The organism is Pseudomonas sp. W5-01, from assembly GCF_046540435.1.
GTDB lineage: Bacteria > Pseudomonadota > Gammaproteobacteria > Pseudomonadales > Pseudomonadaceae > Aquipseudomonas > Aquipseudomonas graminis_B.
Genome location: NZ_JAXCIP010000011.1, coordinates 55,662 through 73,886, shown reverse-complemented (window position 1 = coordinate 73,886; position 18,225 = coordinate 55,662). Strand labels below are relative to the sequence as shown.

Sequence of the window (18,225 nt, the reverse complement as noted above, 5' to 3'; positions counted from 1 at the left end):
AGAATCAACGACTCACAGCAATCGCCTGGTTGTTCATGATACGCGGAGTGAGAAACACCAACAGCTCGGATTTTGACTCCGAAACCACATCGCGCCGGAAAAGGCGGCCAACATACGGCACATCGCCTAAAAATGGCACCTTGTCGACGACTTTACTCTGCGTATTCGAGAACACGCCACCAATTACGATGGTCTCGCCATCGGCCACCAGCACCTTGGCGTTGACTTCGTTTTTCTTGATCGGTGGCACACCCAGCACCGTGTTCACGTAGTCAGGCTCATCTTTCGTGACCTTGACCTCCATGATGATGCGGTTGTCAGGCGTGATCTGCGGGGTCACTTCCAGGGACAGCGACGCCTCTTTGAACGACACCGACGTCGCGCCGCTGGAACTGGCCTCCTGATACGGCACTTCCGTACCTTTCAGGATTTTCGCGGTTTCCTTGTCCGAGGTAACGACCTTGGGCTGCGAGACCACTTCGCCGTTGCCGCTCTTCTCCATCGCCGTCAGTTCGAGATCGAGAATCGTGTTGTTAGTCAGGAAGCCCAGGCCGATCGACGAAGTGGCGTCGGTTACGCCCATGTCGACGTAAGGGCCATTGGTTGCCGAGGCGCCTGTCACCGTGCCACTGCCGCCGGTGGTGAAATTGCCCTTGCTGCTCGAACCACCCCAGCGCACGCCCAGAGACTTGTCGTAATCGACGTTGGCCTCGACGATGCGCGCCTCGATCATCACTTGGCGCACCGGAATGTCCAGTTGCGAAACGATGCGGCGCAGCTCGTCCAGACGGTCCTGGGTCTGGTAGGCAATGATGTTGTTGGTGCGCTCATCGACCGTAATCGAACCGCGCTCATCGGTCTTCGATTCAGCGCTGGTGACCGACTGGAACAGCTTGGCGATATCGGCGGCCTTGGCGTAGTTCACCTGCAGCAACTCGCGACGCAGTGGGGCCAACTCGGAAATCTGCTTCAGGGACTCCAGCTCTTGACGCTCCCGCGCGGCGATCTCGTCGGCCGGACCGACCAGCAATACGTTGCCGATCTTGCGCTTGTCCAGGCCTTTGGTCTTGAGCACCAGATCCAGCGCCTGATCCCACGGTACGTTTTGCAGGCGAAGGGTGATGCCGCCCTGAACGGTGTCGCTGGCCACCAGATTGAGGTTGGTGAAATCAGCGATCAGTTGCAGCACCGAACGCACGTCGATGTCCTGGAAATTCAGCGACAGCTTCTCGCCGGTGTAGACCAGTTTTTCCGAATTGCGGCGCTCCTGATCTTCGTTGGTCAGGGGACGCACGCTGATGGTCAGCTTGTTATCGGTCTGGTAGGCGGAGTAGTCGAACGCGCCGGACGGCTCGATGGAAATACTGGCCTTGTCACCCGTGGCGCTGGAATTGACGAACTGCACCGGGGTCGCGAAATCCTTGACGTCCAGACGTACGCGCAGGGGTTCAGGCAACTGGGTTTTGGCGAAGTCGACGCGGATCTTGCCGCCCTGCTCCTGAATGTCCGGGGCAATGCCGGTGTCGCTCAGCTCGATGATGACGTTGCCTTCACCCAACTCGCCGCGCTGGAAGTCGACGTTTTTCACCGACCGTGGGCCTGGCGCGTACGAGCGGGCAACAGGTTTTGCCGATTGCGCGGCCGGCACACTCACTCGCGCCGCGCCCATGGCAGTACTTGGCTGCGAGCCCTGGGCCGCAGCAGCGCCCTGGCCCACGACGACGAACAGGTTGTTACCGTCGACACGCGAGCTATAGGGCGCGAGCGTGGTGAGGTTGATGATCACCCGCGTGCGGTCCTTGGCTTCGACGACCACAACGCTGTGGGCGTTGCCTGAACCCAGGTCACGGCTTTTGATCGCCAGTTGGCTGGTCACCCCAGGCAGGTCCAGCGCGATTCGTGCCGGCTGCTCGGTGGTGTAGCCGCGCGGCGCCGCCACCGGACCGTCGAAGGACAGTTTCAGTTCGACTCGATCCCCCGGCAATGCGGCGACATCCAGCGTCTTGAGGTTAGCCGCCTGGACAACCGGTGAAAGCATCGCCATCCCTAGCGACAGGCCGATAATCGAAAGAATCCTGTTCATGTTCACATTCCACCACTGTGCAGATCCGAAGGTGCTTCGCTTGCTTGCCGTCTTCATGAGCGTTCCTTGAGGGAAATACTGAGCGGTCGCTCAAGCCACGCGCCCTCTCCATCCGGAACGATTTCCATCACTTGCACCGCCGAGTCGGTGATCGCCGTGATCCGGCCATCGTTACGCCCCAGGTAATCGCCCACTTTCACCCGATGCACGCCCCCCGCTCCGCGAAGCAGCGCGAACGTGCCGGTTTCATTGCTCAACGTGCCGACCATTTCGAAGGAGTCGATGTTGAAGCCTTCGAGGAACTGCTTCACCCGCGTCGGATCAGGCTGCACCAGGTGCGAGCCCTTCGGACGGTTAACCAGATCGATCTTGATCGGCGGCTGAAACGGACTGCGCAAACTCGCCGCCGCATAGGTAAAGGCCTCATACGGCCGGAACTTGGGCATCGGCTCGATGGTGCCCACCGGCCGTGCGCGCACCTCGGCCATGAACTGCTTGAGATCGTCAAATTCGTTCGAGCTGTCGCAACCCGCCAGCCCCATCAGCGTGACGCCGACGCACAACCAACGCACCGCGCTCATTTCGCTGGCCCTTTCGTGTCAACGTTCTGAAGACCTTTGTCGTTATACCGGTAGGTCTTGGCAAGGATGCTCATGCGCAGCTTTCCGGGGGTCTTGGCGTCCAGCGGTTTGATCTCGAAGTCATGCAGCGTCACGATTCGTGGCAGGCTGGCGACGCCACTGGCGAAGGTCGCGAGATCGTGATAACTGCCTGTCACGGTAATCTGGATCGGCAATTCAATATAAAACTGCTGAGCCTCTTCAGGGAGCAGCTTGATCTCCTCGAACTCCAGGCCGCTGCCCAGACCGGTGCGGGTGATGTCTTCAAGCAGGCCGGGGACTTCAGTGTCGCTGGGCAACTGCCGCAGCAAGGCGCCGAAGGTGTTTTCCATCTCCACCATCTGGCTCTTGTAGGCCGCGAGGTTGGCAGCCTGGTAGGCCTTGGTCGCGAACTGCTCTTTCAGCGCCGTCTCTTCGCCACGGGCCTGATCGAGCTGAGTCTGCATGTCCTGGATATAGAAGAAGTACCCACCGGCCAGCACCAGCGCCAGCAACAGCGCGCCGGCAATGGTCTTGACCGCAGCAGGCCATGAACCCAGGTTATTGATGTCCAGGTCGTTAAGGTCGATCTTTTTGAGGCTATCGAGCCAATCATTCATGCTCATGGCTTGACCCCCTCAACGGCTGGCTGCGTCTGGCGCACCGTCAACTGAAAGGTGTTGGTCTGATCCACGCCACCCGCCGCAGTGTTCGCCTTGACCTCGGTCAGACTCGGCGACTCCAGCCAGTCAGAGGCATCCAGATTCCGCAGCAGGTCCGACACCCGGTTATTGGATTCGGCAGCGCCGGAAATGCTGATCATCTGGCCGGTCATCTTCACGTCGTTGAAATAGACGCCATCGGGGAGGGTACGAGCCATCTGATCGAAGATGCGCCCGATGATCGGCCGGTTGCCCTGCAGGTCCTGAATAATCTTCATCCGCTCCAGCAATTGTTTGCGACGCGCCTTGAGCTCACTGATCTCTTTGATGCGCGCGTCGAGCTGGACGATTTCGGTCCTGACGAATTGATTGCGGGCGTTCTGATGGGCGATGGCACTGCTCAAATATTGATCAGCCAAAAGAATGGCGCCGATGCCCAGCACCAGCACACCGGCCAGCGCCAGAATGAAGCGCTTCTTGCGCTCCTCGCGCTGCTGCTCACGCCAGGGAAGTAAGTTGATCCGTGCCATCAGTCGAAGCTCCTCAGGGCCAGACCGCACGCGATCATCAGTGCAGGCGCATCGCTGGCGAGCGCGCCGGCGTTGACCTTGACGCTCAGCGCCATGTCAGCAAAGGGGTTTGCCACCAGCGTTGGCGTGCCCAGGCGTTCCTGGATCAGCCGATCAAGACCGGAAATAGAGGCGGTGCCGCCGGCCAGCATGATGTAATCAACGCGGTTGTACTGGCCGGCTGCGAAGAAAAACTGCAGCGAACGGGACACCTGCTGCACCACGGCGTCTTTGAACGGCTGCAGGACTTCCATGACGTAGTCGTCGGGGAGCCCGCCCTGCTTTTTCGCAAGCCCGGCCTCGCTGACGGACAAACCATAACGGCGCTGGATTTCTTCGGTGAGCTGGCGACCGCCAAATAATTGTTCGCGGGTATAAATGATGCGGCCGTTGTGCAGCACGCTGAGGGTGGTCATGGTCGCGCCGATGTCGATGACGGCGACCGTCAACTGCTCGTGGTCCTGGCCCAGTTGCGCAGACAACAGACCGAACGAGCGCTCCAAGGCATAGGCTTCGACATCAACGACGCGAGCGGTCAGCCCGGCCAGTGCCAGCGCGGCTTCGCGCACTTCTACGTTTTCCTTGCGGCAAGCGGCCAGCAATACTTCGACGCGTTCGGGATTACGCGTCGAGTAGCCTTGGACTTCGAAATCGATGGCGACTTCTTCCAGCGGATAGGGAATGTACTGGTCGGCCTCGATCTTGAGCTGGTTTTCCATCTCGTCGTCGGAAAGGCCTGCGTCCATCTCGATGGTCTTGGTAATAACAGCCGAACCTGCAACGGCAACCGCCGCGATTTTGACGTTACTCTTGGCTTTTACCAGCAGGCGCGTCAAAGCACTGCCGACACCTTCGAGCTCCGCGATGTTCTTTTCGACCACTGCGTTGGCCGGCAGCGGTTCGACCGCATAAGACTCGACCTTGTAACGGTTGCCGGACCGACTTAGCTCCAAGAGCTTGACCGAGGTGGAGCTAATATCGATCCCTAGAAGGGTGTTGGCCTTCTTACTGAAGAGTTCGAACACAACCGATTCCCTATGCGTTTCCGTCACTTACGGATGATTTCTAGTCCAGTGCCACTGTCGGCTGACTTGACAGTAGCGCAAATAACGCTCGACGACGAAAAATGCTTATAATGCCCAGCGTTTTTTTCGTGTAGCGAAGCTTCAAGGCGTGTTCATTTGTAAATGCCTGCGTCTAACTCATTCTTTTTTCTGGAAATCCAAAAGCCTTGATACGCCTGCTGAAGTTTGTCTGGTGGTCCATCGTCGCGGTCGTCTGCGGGCTGGTGCTCGGCCTGAGCGGCGCCTTCCTCTACTTGGCCCCGAACCTGCCCTCGGTCGATGCGCTGCGCAATATCCAGCTGCAGATCCCCCTGCGAGTGTTCAGCAGCGACGGCAAGCTGATTGCAGAGTTCGGCGAAATGCGCCGCTCTCCCATCCGTTTCGCCGACATTCCCCCCAATTTCATTCACGCCTTGCTGTCTGCCGAAGACGATAACTTCGAGAACCACTACGGCGTGGACCCGAGCAGCCTGATGCGCGCGGCCAGCCAATTGGTCAAGAGCGGTCACATTCAGTCCGGCGGCTCGACCATCACCATGCAGGTCGCGAAAAACTATTTCCTGACCAGCGAGCGCAGTTTTTCGCGCAAAACCACCGAGATTCTCTTGGCCTTGCAAATCGAGCGCCAACTTACCAAGGACGAGATTCTCGAGCTGTACGTCAACAAGATCTATCTGGGTAACCGGGCTTACGGCATCGAGGCCGCAGCGCAGGTTTACTACGGCAAATCCATCCGCGATCTGAGCGTTGCGCAGATGGCAATGATTGCCGGTCTGCCCAAGGCGCCGTCACGATTCAACCCACTGGCCAACCCGGTGCGCGCCAAAGAGCGCCGCGACTGGATTCTGGGCCGCATGTTCAAGCTGGGGAAAATCGACCAGAACACCTACCAGACCGCCCTTGTCGAGCCGATCAACGCCAGCTACCACGTTCAGAGCCCTGAAGTGAACGCGCCGTATATCGCTGAAATGGCGCGCGCCGAAATGGTGGGTCGTTATGGCAGCGCAGCCTACACAGAAGGCTTCCGGGTCACCACTACCGTGCCGAGCGGCTTGCAGGAAGACGCCAACAAGGCGGTGCAGGACGGCCTGATCGAATACGACCAGCGCCATGGCTATCGCGGGCCTGAGAGCCGATTCCCCGGCCTGACCCGCGAGGGCTGGGTGCAGGAACTGAGCAAACAGCGTCCGATCAGCGGTCTGGAGCCGGCCATCGTCACCCAGGTCGACAAGACCGGCATTCGCGTACTGACCCGCAGCGGCGAGAACGAAGAAACTGTCGCCTGGGACAGCATGAAGTGGGCCAAGGCGTTCCTGAACACCAACAGCGTTGGTGCCAATCCCAAGCAGCCTGGCGATGTGGCCCATGTCGGCGATCTGGTGCGTTTGCAGCGTCAGCCGGACTACTCGCTCAAGTTCAGCCAGCTTCCGGTGGCGCAGAGCGCGCTGGTTTCGCTGGATCCGCAGAACGGCGCGATTCGCGCGCTGGTCGGCGGTTTCGCGTTCGAGCAGAGCAACTACAACCGGGCAATGCAGGCCAAGCGTCAGCCGGGCTCCAGCTTCAAACCGTTCCTGTACTCGGCAGCGCTGGATAACGGCTACACCGCCGCCAGCCTGGTCAACGACGCGCCGATCGTGTTCGTCGACGAAACCATCGACAAGGTCTGGCGCCCGAAGAACGACACGGGCACCTTCCTCGGTCCGATTCGGCTGCGCGAGGCGTTGTACAAGTCGCGTAACCTCGTGTCGATCCGCCTGCTGCAAAGCCTGGGCGTGAACACGGCCATCAACTACATCACGCGCTTTGGCTTCAACAAACAGGACTTGCCGCCCAACCTTTCCCTGGCCCTGGGCACAGCCACCCTGACGCCGATGGAAATCGTCGGCGGCTGGAGTGCGTTTGCCAACGGCGGCTACAAGATCAGCCCGTACCTCATCCAGAAGATTGAGGACCGTGAAGGCAAAACCCTGTTCGTCGCCAACCCGCCGACGGTGCCCGCCAATGACCCGAATCCGAAAGCGGTCAGCGAAGCGGCCATCAGCAGCGCATCGACCTACGCAGCGCCAGACACGCCACCGCTGACTGCCAACGTTGTGCCGAACGCACTGGATACTTCGGGCGCAGCGCCGGCCCCTGTGGTCGCGGAGCGGATTGTTGACGGTCGTACGGTTTACATCCTCAACAGCATGCTGCAGGACGTGATCAAGCGCGGCACCGGTCGCCGCGCCCTGGCCATGAACCGTCCGGACATCGCAGGCAAAACCGGTACCACCAACGAATCGAAAGATGCGTGGTTCACGGGATACAACGCTGACTACGTGACCACGGTCTGGACCGGTTTCGATCAGCCTGAAAGCCTCGGTCGTCATGAGTTCGGCGGCACGGTCGCGCTGCCGATCTGGATGAAGTACATGAGCGCCGCGCTGAAGGACAAGCCGCCACACGTTCAGGCAGAACCGGACGGCATCCTTAGCCTGCGCATCGATCCGGTCAGTGGCCGCTCTGCGACGCCGAGCACGCCGGGTGCGTTCTTCGAGCTGTTCAAGAGCGAAGACACGCCGCCTAGCGTGAACGAACTCGGCGGCAGCCCACCCCCAGGCAGCCCGCTGCCAGCGGACGAATCGGCGCCGATCGATCTGTTCTAGGGGAGCAGCCGCAAGCCTCAAGCGGCAAGCTCCAAGTAAAAGCAGCGGCGATCAGTTGCACTGCTGGTAGCCTCCAGCCATAAAAAAAACCCAGCACATGGCTGGGTTTTTTTATGGGCGCTGCTATCAGCCGTTGAACACTTCGTCCACGCTCTTCAGCGGGTAGTGCTTTGGATACGGCAGGGTCGCGACACCGCTCTCGATGGCTGCCTTGGCAACTGCATCGGAGATCAAGCCCAACAGGCGTGCGTCCATTGGTTTCGGGATGATGTACTCACGACCGAATTCCAGGGCGATGCCGCCGTAGGCGTCGCAGACTTCCTGAGGCACCGGCAGCTTGGCCAGTTCGCGCAGGGCGTTGGCCGCTGCGATCTTCATCTCTTCGTTGATACGCTTGGCGCGAACGTCCAGTGCGCCACGGAAGATGAACGGGAAGCCCAGCACGTTGTTGACCTGGTTCGGGTAGTCCGAACGGCCGGTCGCCATGATCACGTCGTTGCGGGTGGCGTGAGCCAGTTCCGGCGAGATTTCCGGATCCGGGTTCGAGCAGGCGAACACGATCGGATTGGCCGCCATCGACTTCAGGCCTTCAGCGCTCAGCAGGTTCGGACCGGACAGACCGACGAACACGTCAGCGCCTTCCAGAGCATCGGCCAAGGTGCGCTTGTCGGTGGTGTGAGCGAACTGGGCCTTGTACTGGTTCAGATCGGTACGTCCGTCGTGAACCACGCCGCTACGGTCGATCATGAAAATGTTTTCGATCTTCGCGCCCATGCTCACCAGCAACTTCATGCAGGAGATGGCCGCAGCGCCAGCGCCCAGGCAGACGATCTTCGCCGTTTCCAGGGTTTTGCCAGCGATTTCCAGCGCGTTGATCATGCCGGCGGCGGTAACGATCGCGGTGCCGTGCTGGTCATCGTGGAAAACCGGAATGTCGCATTGCTCGATCAGCGCCTTTTCGATTTCGAAGCACTCAGGTGCCTTGATGTCTTCCAGGTTGATGCCGCCGAAGGTGATGGAGATGCGTCGCACGGTGTCGATGAAGGCCTGCGGGCTTTCCGAATCGACTTCGATATCGAACACGTCGATACCGGCAAAGCGCTTGAACAGCACACCCTTGCCTTCCATGACCGGCTTGGAGGCGAGAGGCCCGAGGTTACCCAGACCCAGAATCGCGGTGCCATCAGAGATCACCGCTACCAGGTTGCCTTTGCCGGTGTACTTGTAGGCAAGTTCCGGATCGCGACCGATTTCGCGGACCGGCTCAGCCACACCCGGGCTGTAGGCCAGCGACAGATCGCGAGCGGTTGCAGTGGCTTTGGTGAGCTCGACGCTGAGTTTCCCGGGACGGGGATGAGCGTGATATTCGAGAGCGGCAGTTTTCAAATCTGACATGGGGGCATTCCGCTTTTTTGCTGTTGGACAGACGGACCGCCGAGCATACGCAAGTCATAAAGTCCTAACAAGACTGGCGGGTCACCTGTGTCAAGAGGCCGCATCTACGACTTTCAGCGTAGAGACGCAGAACACAAGGCCTCCAGCGACGACAATCCTGTAAAAAACTGTCTACAATTTACTTGCTTACTGTATCCAACATTGCAGGATGAGTGATCGGCATCATCCAGCGAGGCTGACCTGATTTAAGCCCGCCCCTGCGCGAACGATCGACCACCCAGCCACGGGCTTCGATTCGCTGACCTTTCGACCGCTGCAGCGCGGCAGTGTCGAACTGGCCGAGCAGCCTGGGCGCAATGCGCAGCACCAGCGCATCGCCGAATTCGATCCACAGACCGCCGCCGTTGCGCTGCACGCTGGTCACGCGCCCAGTGACCAGCGCAAACCCGCCCGTGCTGATCTGCTCGACCGGCTGAACCGGCGAGTTGCGCCACAGGCCCCGTCCGGCCTGGCGTGCTGACTTCTCTGCGGCCTGCTGGCAGCTCACCAGTGCAACGTTAGGGGAGACTGCGACGAGATAGCCTAGGCCTTCCGCCAGCAGTTGCGCCTCGAGATTGGCGCCATCGCGGCCATAGACGTTGGCAAGGGTGCGTCCGTAGTGATCGGTCGGCTCTTCACCGACGCGCAGCCTGACCTGCCCGTCACTGGCATCCACCAATGCCTGCAAACGACGCTTGGCCGCTTCGGCAAACGGTTGGGCGGACTGGCCCTTTTTGCCGGTTTCTGGTGTATTCAGGCCAATCATGCGAACGCTGCGACCATCGCTCAGGCGCACCGTGTCGCCATCGACCACTCGCTGCACCTGAAGCACAGGCAGAGACGGCGGCGCAGGGCACAAGGCCTGGGCCGACGAAAACCAAATCGCAGACATAAAAAAGGCGCCCGCGAGGGACGCCTTTTTAAGCAGCCTGGAGAAACGCATCGGCGACTCCAGAACGGCCAACCTTACTCTGCAGCAGCAGGAGCTTTGGTAGGACCGAACGCACCGAAACGCGACTTGAACTTGTCGACACGACCGCCGACGTCCAGAGTTTTTTGCTTGCCGGTGTAGAACGGGTGGCACTCGTTGCACACGTCCAGGCTCAGAGGCTTGGCCAGTGTGGAACGGGTTTTGATGACATTGCCGCAGCTGCAGGTTGCGTCAATGGCTTCGTAAACTGGATGGATATCAGCTTTCATGGGTATTTCCTCAGGCTATCGTGCCGCCACCCAACACTATTGTTGAATACCGCACGGAATTAGGCCGCGCATATTAACAGACAACGCCAATCACGCAAGGGAACGTTCACGCCGGTCGTCTGCTAAGATCGCGCCCTTCGTCATACTCCGTAACAGGATATCCCCCGCGTGCCCGACGCCATCTTGCGCCTCGCCCTGCCCTCGCCGCTGCGTCGCCTGTTCGACTACCTTGCCCCCGCAGGTGTGGCGCGCAGTACCTTGCAGCCAGGGATGCGCCTGCGCGTGCCGTTCGGCCGTCGGGAAATGATCGGCGTGCTGGTGGAAGTCGTCGATTACAGCGACGTGCCGGCCGACAAGCTCAAGCCGGCCATTGCCGTGCTGGATGCCGAAGCGCCGCTGCCGCCTGCATTATTCAAGCTGTGCCTGTGGACGGCCCAGTATTACCAGCACAGCCTGGGCGACACGTTCAGCTGGGCGTTGCCGGTGTTGCTGCGCCAGGGGGAACCTGCGGAAGCGCGGCAGGAGCGGTTCTGGCACGCAGCCCCGGACGCCAGTGTCGATGACCCGCGCATCGCCCGGGCGCCGAAACAAAAGGAAGCGCTGCGCACCCTGGCCCAGCATCCCCACGGCGTGGCTCATCAGTTGCTGAGCAAGTTGATGCTCAACCGGGACAGCCTGAACTTGCTGCTCGCCAAAGGACTGGTGACCGTCGAGGTGCGCGGTCATGGCCCGGTCGAGCGGCACGAGCACTGGCTGGCGCAGCCGGAACTGCCGCTCAACACCGAGCAACGGGCGGCCTATGAGGCCATCCGTTCGGGGTTCGGCATCTTTCACGCCTCACTGCTGGCGGGGGTCACCGGCAGTGGCAAGACCGAGGTTTATCTGCAGCTCATCCGCGAGACGCTGGAAGCGGGCAAGCAGGCGCTGGTGCTGATTCCGGAGATCAACCTTGGCCCGCAGACCCTCGCGCGCTTCGAGCAGCGTTTCAACGCGCGCATCGCGCTGCTGCATTCGGCGGTCAACGATCGCGATCGGCTGGACGCCTGGCTGGCAGCACGCGATGGCGAAGCCGACATCATCATCGGCACCCGTTCGGCGCTGTTCACCCCCATGAAAAACCCCGGGCTGATCATCATCGACGAGGAGCACGACGGCTCCTATAAACAGCAGGAAGGCCTGCGCTATCACGCCCGGGACCTGGCGCTGGTGAGGGCGCATCAGGAGGACATCCCGATTGTGCTCGGCTCGGCGACGCCTTCGCTCGAAAGCCTGCACAACGCCCACACCGGTCGGTACGCGCTCCTGCGCCTGAATCAGCGCGCAGGCGGTGCGCAGCAACCTCGCTTCCTGCGGCTGGATGTGAAAAGTCGTCCCCTCGACAGCGGCATCTCGGGCCCCATGCAGCAAGCCATCGCCCAGACCCTGGCGGCGGGCCAGCAAGTGCTGGTGTTCCTCAATCGCCGCGGGTTTGCCCCTACTCTGCTGTGTCACGACTGCGGCTGGTTGTCGGAATGCCCCCGTTGCGACGCGCGCATGACTGTTCACCAGCGCTCGGGTGAGCTGCGGTGTCACCACTGCGGCCATGTCGAGCGCGTCCCACGCAATTGCCCGGCATGCGGCAAGGTTGATCTGCGCCCGGTGGGTGCAGGGACCGAACGTGCCGAGGAGCGGCTGGCGATTCTGTTCCCCGACTATCCGGTCCTGCGCGTCGATCGCGACAGCACTTCGCGCAAGGACGCGATGAATCAGCTGTTCGCGACCATCCAGAAAGGCCAGCCGTGCATTCTGGTGGGCACCCAGATGCTCGCCAAAGGGCATCACTTCCCGCGTGTGACGCTGGTGTCGATTCTCGACGCCGATGGCGGGCTGTTCTCCGGTGACTTCCGCGCCAGCGAGCGCATGGCGCAATTGATTGTGCAGGTCGCAGGCAGGGCCGGGCGCGCCGAAGAGCCGGGCAAGGTGATCATCCAGACTCACCTGGCCGACCATCCTTTATTGATTCAACTCACCGAGCAGGGTTATTTCGCCTTTGCCGAGCAGGCGCTGAGCGAACGTCGCGCCGCCGGGCTGCCGCCGTTTTCACACCTGGCGCTGTTGCGCGCAGAAGCGCACAAGCCGGGTCAGGCCGAAGGGTTTCTTGACGAAGCCTGCACCGAAGCCGAGCGGTTATTGAAGGACATGGCGCTGGGCGGCATCGAGCTGCTGGGTCCGGTTCCGGCACCGATGGAACGACGCGCCGGACGCTATCGCGCTCAGTTGCTGGTCCAGGCCAACGCCCGCGCGCCACTGCACAAGCTGCTCGCGACCTGGCTGCTGACGCTGGAAAACATGCCGAGCGGGCGCCAGGTCAGATGGTCGCTGGACGTGGACCCGGTGGACCTTTATTGATTCGCATCGATTGACCGCGCATCCAGCGCGGTTGGCAAGGCGGCTCCGGCCACGGATAATGCCCAGTTTTTCCACCCGCGCATCCAGGCGCGGCCGCGCTTGCGGTCGAAAGAGAGCACCATGAAAGACACCATCCGCCAGCTGATTCAACAAGCTCTGAGCCAACTCGTCACCGATGGCGTCTTGCCGGAAGGGCTGACGCCGGCGATTCAGGTGGAGAACGCCAAGGACAAGAAAAACGGCGACTTCGCCAGCAATATCGCCATGATGCTGGCCAAGCCTGCCGGCTTGAAACCTCGCGATCTGGCCGAGAAAATCGTCGCCGCGCTGCCCGCCGACGAGCAGATCACCCAGGTCGACATCGCCGGCCCCGGCTTCCTCAATTTTTTCCAGAACACCCAGGCCTTGGCCTCGCGCCTCGACGAAGCGCTGGCCGACGCGACCCTGTCCGTGCGCAAGAACGGCCCTGCTCAACGCGTTGTGGTCGACCTGTCCGCGCCGAACCTGGCCAAAGAGATGCACGTCGGCCACTTGCGCTCGACCATCATTGGCGACGGCGTGGCCAGCGTCCTTGAGTTCCTTGGCGACACCGTGATCCGTCAGAACCACGTGGGCGACTGGGGCACCCAGTTCGGCATGCTGCTGGCCTATCTCCAGGAAACCCCGGCGACCAGCGACGAGCTGGCTGACCTCGAAAACTTCTACCGCGCTGCAAAGGGCCGTTTTGACGAGTCGGAAGAATTCGCCGAGCGCGCTCGGGGGCTGGTGGTCAAGCTCCAAGCAGGCGACGCCGAGTGCCTGAGCCTGTGGACGCGCTTCAAAGACATCTCCCTGTCTCACTGCCAGGAAGTGTACGAACGTCTGAACGTCAAACTCACGCCGAAGGACGTCATGGGCGAAAGCGCCTATAACGACGACCTCGCCAATGTCGTCGCCGACCTGAAGAAAGCCGGCCTGCTGGTTGAGAGCAACGGCGCGCAGTGCGTGTTTCTTGAAGAATTCAAAACCGCTGAAGGCACGCCGCTGCCGGTGATCGTGCAAAAGGCCGGTGGCGGTTATCTGTATGCCACCACCGACCTCGCCGCCATTCGCTACCGCAGCAACGTGCTGAAAGCCGATCGCGCGCTGTATTTCGTCGATCAGCGTCAGGCCCTGCACTTCCAGCAGGTCTTCGAAGTGGCGCGCCGCGCAGGCTTCGTCACCAACGGCATGCAGATGGAGCACATGGGCTTCGGCACCATGAACGGCGCCGATGGCCGTCCGTTCAAGACCCGCGACGGCGGCACGGTCAAGCTGGTCGACCTGCTCGACGAAGCCGAAGAACGCGCCTACACGCTGGTGAAAGAGAAAAACCCGGACGTCGCCGAAGACGAGTTGCGCTCGATCGCCAAGGCCGTGGGCATCAGCGCGGTGAAATACGCGGACTTGTCCAAGCATCGCGCCAGCGACTACAGCTTCAACTTCGACCAGATGCTCAGCTTCGAAGGCAACACCGCGCCTTACCTGCTGTACGCCTACACCCGTGTGGCCGGCGTATTCCGCAAGCTCGAAGAAAAGGGCGAAACCTTCGACGCGAGCCAAGGCCAAATCATCCTGGACGCACCTCAGGAGCAAGACCTGGCCGCGCGTCTGGCGCAGTTCGGCGAGACCGTCAACACTGTCGCCGACAAGGGCACGCCCCATGTGCTCTGCGCCTATGTGTACGACCTCGCCGGTCTGTTCTCCAGTTTCTACGAGAACTGCCCGATCCTGGCGGCAGAAAGCCCTGAGCAACAGCAAAGCCGTCTGCGCCTCGCCGCCCTGACCGGTCGCACCCTCAAGCAAGGCCTGCAGTTGCTGGGTCTGGACACTCTGGAGCGTATGTAAGTTGGCCGTTAAAAAGAAACCTGCTCCCAAGCGCGGCGCCAGCCGGTATCAGGCACCCGCAAAGACGCCGATTCCGGGTTGGGTGTGGATGGCGATCGGCCTGACCGTCGGCGCTTTCGTTGTTTTTCTGATGAAGCTCGAACCCGGCAGTGGCGACGATATCAAGCGCGTCAAGGCTGAAGCCAAGGCCGCGAAGATCGCCGAAGCGAACAAGACGCCGCCCAGCCCGACCGCGCCCGTGAAGCCGAAGTACGACTTCTACACGCTGTTGCCTGAGTCGGAAGTCATCGTGCCGAATGAAGCGGTGCCAGAGAAGACGCCACCGGTCGTTGCGCCAAGCACGCCGGTTACGCCTGAAGTGGCCGCGAAGATCGACACGGCTCGTGCCCAGGCGGCACTCAGCGGTCTGACGCCACCGCCAGCGCCTCCGGTGGCCAAGCCGGCGGCCGTGACGACGTTCTTCCTGCAAGCGGGCTCGTTCCGCAAACAGGCCGACGCCGAAAAAGTGCGCGCGCAGATTATTCTGCTGGGGCAAACCTCGACCGTGGAGTCGGGGACGGTGAAGGATGAAACCTGGTACCGCGTGCTGGTCGGCCCGTTCAGCAACCGCGAACAGCTGACCATCGCGCAGAAGCAACTGGCGGGCGGCGGCTTCAGCAACCTGCTCCTGCAACAGCGCCAGGCTCGCTAGGGCACTGTCGCCCACCGCAGGACCAACGATCGGTCCCGCTCCACGCGGGCACGATCAGTTGTAGGAGTGAGCTTGCTCGCGATGACATTGGCACATCCAACATAATGGGTGCCTGATTCACCGCAATCGCGAGCAAGCTCACTCCTACACAAACTTGAAGCAACCTGACGCAACGCCATTCATCCCTCAACCCACTCAACGGTTGAAATACCCGCCCCCACCCCCATATGAGTTTCCATCAGGGCATTTTCGCCCCGCAGCGTGGAGACTCTCCCCTTGACCACCATCGTTTCAGTGCGCCGCCAAGGCAAAGTCGTCATGGCCGGTGACGGCCAGGTTTCCCTGGGCAATACCGTCATGAAAGGCAACGCCAAGAAAGTCCGGCGCCTTTACCACGGCCAGGTCATCGCCGGTTTCGCAGGCGCCACCGCTGACGCCTTCACCCTGTTCGAGCGCTTCGAAGCCCAACTGGAAAAGCACCAGGGTCACCTCATTCGCGCCGCCGTAGAGCTGGCGAAAGAATGGCGTACCGACCGTTCCCTGAGTCGCCTTGAAGCCATGCTGGCCGTTGCCAACAAAGACGCCTCGCTGATCATTACCGGTAACGGCGACGTGGTTGAGCCCGAAGATGGCCTGATCGCCATGGGCTCCGGCGGTGCCTTTGCCCAGGCCGCGGCCCGCGCGCTGCTGCTGAAGACCGAACTCTCTGCCCGTGAAATCGCCGAAACCGCCTTGCACATTGCCGGCGACATCTGCGTCTTCACTAACCACAACATCACCATTGAGGAGCAGGACCTCGCCGAGTAAGCCTGAGGTAATGGCCGCCATTCATCGCGGCCTGCCCGACTTGCACTCTGCCGAGGACCGTTGAAAACCATGTCCATGACTCCCCGTGAAATCGTCCACGAACTCAATCGCCATATCATCGGCCAGGACGATGCCAAGCGCGCCGTCGCCATCGCCCTGCGTAACCGCTGGCGCCGGATGCAGCTGCCTGAAGAGCTGCGCGTCGAAGTCACCCCCAAGAACATTCTGATGATCGGCCCGACCGGCGTCGGTAAAACCGAGATCGCCCGTCGTCTGGCCAAGCTCGCCAACGCGCCTTTCATCAAAGTCGAAGCGACCAAGTTCACCGAAGTCGGCTACGTGGGTCGCGATGTCGAGTCGATCATCCGTGATCTGGCCGACGCGGCGATGAAGCTGCTGCGTGAACAGGAGATCACCAAGGTCCGCCACCGCGCTGAAGACGCCGCCGAAGAGCGCATTCTCGACGCCCTGCTGCCACCGGCGCGCGCGGGCTTCAACGAAGACGCGACATCGGGCAGTGATTCCAACACCCGTCAGCTGTTTCGCAAGCGCCTGCGCGAAGGTCAGCTGGACGACAAGGAAATCGAGATCGAGGTCGCGGAAATGGGCGGCGTCGATATTTCCGCGCCGCCGGGCATGGAAGAGATGACCAACCAGCTGCAGAGCCTGTTTGCCAACATGGGCAAGGGCAAGAAGAAAAGCCGCAAGCTGAAAGTCAAAGACGCGATGAAGATGGTTCGCGATGAAGAAGCGGGCCGTCTGGTCAACGACGAAGAGCTGAAAGTGCAAGCGCTGGAAGCGGTCGAGCAGCACGGCATTGTGTTCATCGACGAGATCGACAAAGTGGCCAAACGCGGCAATGTCGGCGGCGCCGATGTGTCACGCGAAGGCGTTCAGCGCGACCTGCTGCCGCTGATCGAAGGCTGCACCGTCAACACCAAGCTGGGCATGGTCAAGACCGATCACATCCTGTTCATCGCGTCCGGCGCGTTCCACCTGAGCAAGCCGAGCGATCTGGTGCCTGAACTGCAGGGTCGTCTGCCGATTCGCGTCGAGCTCAAAGCGCTGAGCCCGCAGGATTTCGAACGCATCCTGACCGAACCCCATGCCTCGCTGACCGAGCAATACCGCGAGCTGTTGAAGACCGAAGGCCTGAACATTGCGTTCCTGCCGGATGGCATCAAGCGTCTGGCCGAGATCGCCTGGCAGGTCAACGAGAAGACCGAGAACATCGGTGCGCGTCGCTTGCATACGCTGCTTGAGCGGTTGCTGGAAGAGGTTTCTTTCAGTGCCGGTGATCTGGCGGGTGCGCAGGATGGCGGGACGATTCAGATCGACGCTGAGTACGTGAACAGCCACTTGGGTGAGCTGGCGGAAGACGAAGATCTGTCGCGCTATATCCTTTAAAGCAGCTGCAAGCGGTTAGCTTCAAGCGGCAAGCGGATTTCACTGGCTGCACGAATCTGCTTCGCTTGGAGCTTGTAGCTTGTAGCTTGTAGCTTGTAGCTTGTAGCTTGTAGCTGAGATTACCTCTATGACCCGCATGCCCACCGCTGTCCAGCTGCACAAAGCATCGAAAGTCCTCAGCCTGAAATACGGGCCGGACGAGGAATACCGCCTGCCGGCGGAATTTCTGCGTGTGCACTCGCCTTCGGCGGAGGTGCAGGGCCATGGGAACCCGATTTTGCAGTTCGGCAAGCTGGGCGTCGGGCTTACCAAAGTGGAACCCGCCGGCCAGTACGCGCTGAAGCTGACCTTTGACGACGGTCATGACAGCGGTTTGTTTACTTGGGAATACCTGGAGCAACTGGCGCAACGCCAGGCGCAACTGTGGGAGGAGTACCTGGCCGAGCTCAAGGCCGCCGGCAAATCCCGCGACCCTTCCGAGCAAGTCATCAAGCTGATGCTCTAGCCGTCGTTCCAGACGTCAGGCGGTCAGCACCTTGTCCAGCTGCCGTTCAACTTCCGACTGAATCGAACCGCTCATGGCGGAGAGGAAGAAGTTGAGATCGATGTTCACCCGCACCCATTCATCTTCGACCGCGACAGTGCCCTTGGCGCCCTTGCCTTCCAGGGCCACGGTGTCGCCTGTCCACTCGTGCTCGATGCCGTACTTGTCGGACAGTTTCTGCAGCATGATCTCAGCCTTCTCGCGGGCCTTTTCCTTTCCCAGCGTGTGCTGGCGTTCCACGGTAATTCTGGCCACTGACGGGCTCC

General features: G+C 61.0%; 17 protein-coding genes. 7 read left to right on the top strand and 10 right to left on the bottom strand.

Translation table 11 applies throughout. The features are described from left to right. Positions 1-4: 4 nt before the first annotated feature. Genes pilQ through SLW75_RS25660 form a run of 5 tightly spaced genes read right to left on the bottom strand, consistent with a single transcriptional unit; the run spans position 5 to position 4,938 of the window. A complete protein-coding gene (pilQ, locus tag SLW75_RS25680) occupies positions 5-2,083 on the bottom strand; it encodes a type IV pilus secretin PilQ (protein ID WP_065986738.1) in 2,079 nt (692 codons plus the stop codon). A gap of 53 nt (positions 2,084-2,136) precedes the next feature. Beyond that, entirely contained in the window at positions 2,137-2,664 is a 528-nt protein-coding gene (locus SLW75_RS25675; RefSeq protein WP_192130912.1) for a pilus assembly protein PilP, read from the bottom strand. Next, positions 2,661-3,308, bottom strand: coding sequence for a type 4a pilus biogenesis protein PilO (pilO, locus tag SLW75_RS25670; protein ID WP_296314724.1), 648 nt, complete (start codon positions 3,306-3,308; stop codon positions 2,661-2,663). Before pilO ends, SLW75_RS25675 begins: the two co-directional genes overlap by 4 nt. Then, complete coding sequence (locus SLW75_RS25665) at positions 3,305-3,874, bottom strand: PilN domain-containing protein (RefSeq protein ID WP_192130910.1); 570 nt, start codon at positions 3,872-3,874, stop codon at positions 3,305-3,307. The genes pilO and SLW75_RS25665 overlap by 4 nt, the downstream gene beginning before the upstream one ends. Beyond that, complete coding sequence (locus SLW75_RS25660) at positions 3,874-4,938, bottom strand: pilus assembly protein PilM (protein WP_065986628.1); 1,065 nt, start codon at positions 4,936-4,938, stop codon at positions 3,874-3,876. The genes SLW75_RS25665 and SLW75_RS25660 overlap by 1 nt, the downstream gene beginning before the upstream one ends. A gap of 209 nt (positions 4,939-5,147) precedes the next feature. Between SLW75_RS25660 and SLW75_RS25655 the strand changes: the two genes are divergently transcribed. Beyond that, entirely contained in the window at positions 5,148-7,622 is a 2,475-nt protein-coding gene (locus tag SLW75_RS25655) for a penicillin-binding protein 1A (protein ID WP_410935795.1), read from the top strand. 126 nt (positions 7,623-7,748) lie between these two features. Here the strand turns inward: SLW75_RS25655 and SLW75_RS25650 are convergent, their stop codons facing one another. The 3 genes from SLW75_RS25650 to rpmE all read right to left on the bottom strand — a co-directional run bounded on the left by SLW75_RS25650 (position 7,749) and on the right by rpmE (position 10,256). Further along, positions 7,749-9,017, bottom strand: a complete 1,269-nt coding sequence (locus SLW75_RS25650; protein WP_065986631.1) for a malic enzyme-like NAD(P)-binding protein — start codon at positions 9,015-9,017, stop codon at positions 7,749-7,751. A 178-nt stretch (positions 9,018-9,195) separates the two neighbouring features. Continuing rightward, positions 9,196-9,999: a thermonuclease family protein gene (locus SLW75_RS25645; protein ID WP_410935775.1), complete on the bottom strand. Its 804-nt coding sequence runs from the start codon at positions 9,997-9,999 to the stop codon at positions 9,196-9,198. Positions 10,000-10,022: 23 nt separating this feature from the next. Next, positions 10,023-10,256 carry a 50S ribosomal protein L31 gene (gene rpmE / locus SLW75_RS25640; RefSeq protein WP_065986634.1) on the bottom strand — a complete coding sequence of 78 codons (234 nt, stop codon included), beginning with the start codon at positions 10,254-10,256 and terminating at the stop codon, positions 10,023-10,025. 168 nt (positions 10,257-10,424) lie between these two features. Here rpmE and SLW75_RS25635 point away from each other — a divergent pair, with 168 nt between their 5' ends. Beyond that, a complete protein-coding gene (locus tag SLW75_RS25635; RefSeq protein WP_410935774.1) occupies positions 10,425-12,644 on the top strand; it encodes a primosomal protein N' in 2,220 nt (739 codons plus the stop codon). Here the strand turns inward: SLW75_RS25635 and SLW75_RS25630 are convergent. Beyond that, positions 12,638-12,766 carry a hypothetical protein gene (locus tag SLW75_RS25630; protein WP_274605108.1) on the bottom strand — a complete coding sequence of 43 codons (129 nt, stop codon included), beginning with the start codon at positions 12,764-12,766 and terminating at the stop codon, positions 12,638-12,640. The two genes, SLW75_RS25635 and SLW75_RS25630, sit on opposite strands and share 7 nt — an antisense overlap. Here SLW75_RS25630 and argS point away from each other — a divergent pair. The 5 genes from argS to SLW75_RS25605 all read left to right on the top strand — a co-directional run bounded on the left by argS (position 12,765) and on the right by SLW75_RS25605 (position 17,920). Beyond that, positions 12,765-14,510, top strand: coding sequence for an arginine--tRNA ligase (argS, locus tag SLW75_RS25625; protein ID WP_296310018.1), 1,746 nt, complete (start codon positions 12,765-12,767; stop codon positions 14,508-14,510). The genes SLW75_RS25630 and argS overlap by 2 nt on opposite strands. A gap of 1 nt (position 14,511) precedes the next feature. Then, positions 14,512-15,201 (top strand): SPOR domain-containing protein, encoded by a 690-nt coding sequence (locus tag SLW75_RS25620; RefSeq protein WP_065986637.1) that lies wholly within the window; start codon positions 14,512-14,514, stop codon positions 15,199-15,201. A gap of 276 nt (positions 15,202-15,477) precedes the next feature. Continuing rightward, on the top strand, positions 15,478-16,008 hold the full coding sequence (gene hslV, locus SLW75_RS25615; RefSeq protein WP_065986638.1) for an ATP-dependent protease subunit HslV: 531 nt from the start codon (positions 15,478-15,480) through the stop codon (positions 16,006-16,008). Positions 16,009-16,077: 69 nt separating this feature from the next. Further along, on the top strand, positions 16,078-17,415 hold the full coding sequence (hslU, locus tag SLW75_RS25610; protein ID WP_065986640.1) for an HslU--HslV peptidase ATPase subunit: 1,338 nt from the start codon (positions 16,078-16,080) through the stop codon (positions 17,413-17,415). Positions 17,416-17,542: 127 nt separating this feature from the next. Further along, complete coding sequence (locus SLW75_RS25605) at positions 17,543-17,920, top strand: gamma-butyrobetaine hydroxylase-like domain-containing protein (protein ID WP_192130901.1); 378 nt, start codon at positions 17,543-17,545, stop codon at positions 17,918-17,920. Positions 17,921-17,935: 15 nt separating this feature from the next. On the opposite strand, the gene SLW75_RS25600 is transcribed toward SLW75_RS25605, so the two are convergent. Beyond that, positions 17,936-18,214, bottom strand: coding sequence for a polyhydroxyalkanoic acid system family protein (locus SLW75_RS25600; RefSeq protein WP_065986644.1), 279 nt, complete (start codon positions 18,212-18,214; stop codon positions 17,936-17,938). Between the last annotated feature and the right edge of the window lie 11 nt (positions 18,215-18,225).

Excerpts from the sequence above, each read along its gene's own strand:
- pilQ (WP_065986738.1), bottom strand. The coding sequence starts at position 2,083 with ATGAACAGGATTCTTTCGATTATCGGCCTGTCGCTAGGGATGGCGATG.
- SLW75_RS25675 (WP_192130912.1), bottom strand. The coding sequence starts at position 2,664 with ATGAGCGCGGTGCGTTGGTTGTGCGTCGGCGTCACGCTGATGGGGCTG.
- pilO (WP_296314724.1), bottom strand. The coding sequence starts at position 3,308 with ATGAGCATGAATGATTGGCTCGATAGCCTCAAAAAGATCGACCTTAAC.
- SLW75_RS25665 (WP_192130910.1), bottom strand. The coding sequence starts at position 3,874 with ATGGCACGGATCAACTTACTTCCCTGGCGTGAGCAGCAGCGCGAGGAG.
- SLW75_RS25650 (WP_065986631.1), bottom strand. The coding sequence starts at position 9,017 with ATGTCAGATTTGAAAACTGCCGCTCTCGAATATCACGCTCATCCCCGT.
- SLW75_RS25645 (WP_410935775.1), bottom strand. The coding sequence starts at position 9,999 with ATGCGTTTCTCCAGGCTGCTTAAAAAGGCGTCCCTCGCGGGCGCCTTT.
- rpmE (WP_065986634.1), bottom strand. The coding sequence starts at position 10,256 with ATGAAAGCTGATATCCATCCAGTTTACGAAGCCATTGACGCAACCTGC.
- argS (WP_296310018.1), top strand. The coding sequence starts at position 12,765 with ATGAAAGACACCATCCGCCAGCTGATTCAACAAGCTCTGAGCCAACTC.
- SLW75_RS25630 (WP_274605108.1), bottom strand. The coding sequence starts at position 12,766 with ATGGTGCTCTCTTTCGACCGCAAGCGCGGCCGCGCCTGGATGCGCGGG.
- hslU (WP_065986640.1), top strand. The coding sequence starts at position 16,078 with ATGTCCATGACTCCCCGTGAAATCGTCCACGAACTCAATCGCCATATC.
- SLW75_RS25605 (WP_192130901.1), top strand. The coding sequence starts at position 17,543 with ATGACCCGCATGCCCACCGCTGTCCAGCTGCACAAAGCATCGAAAGTC.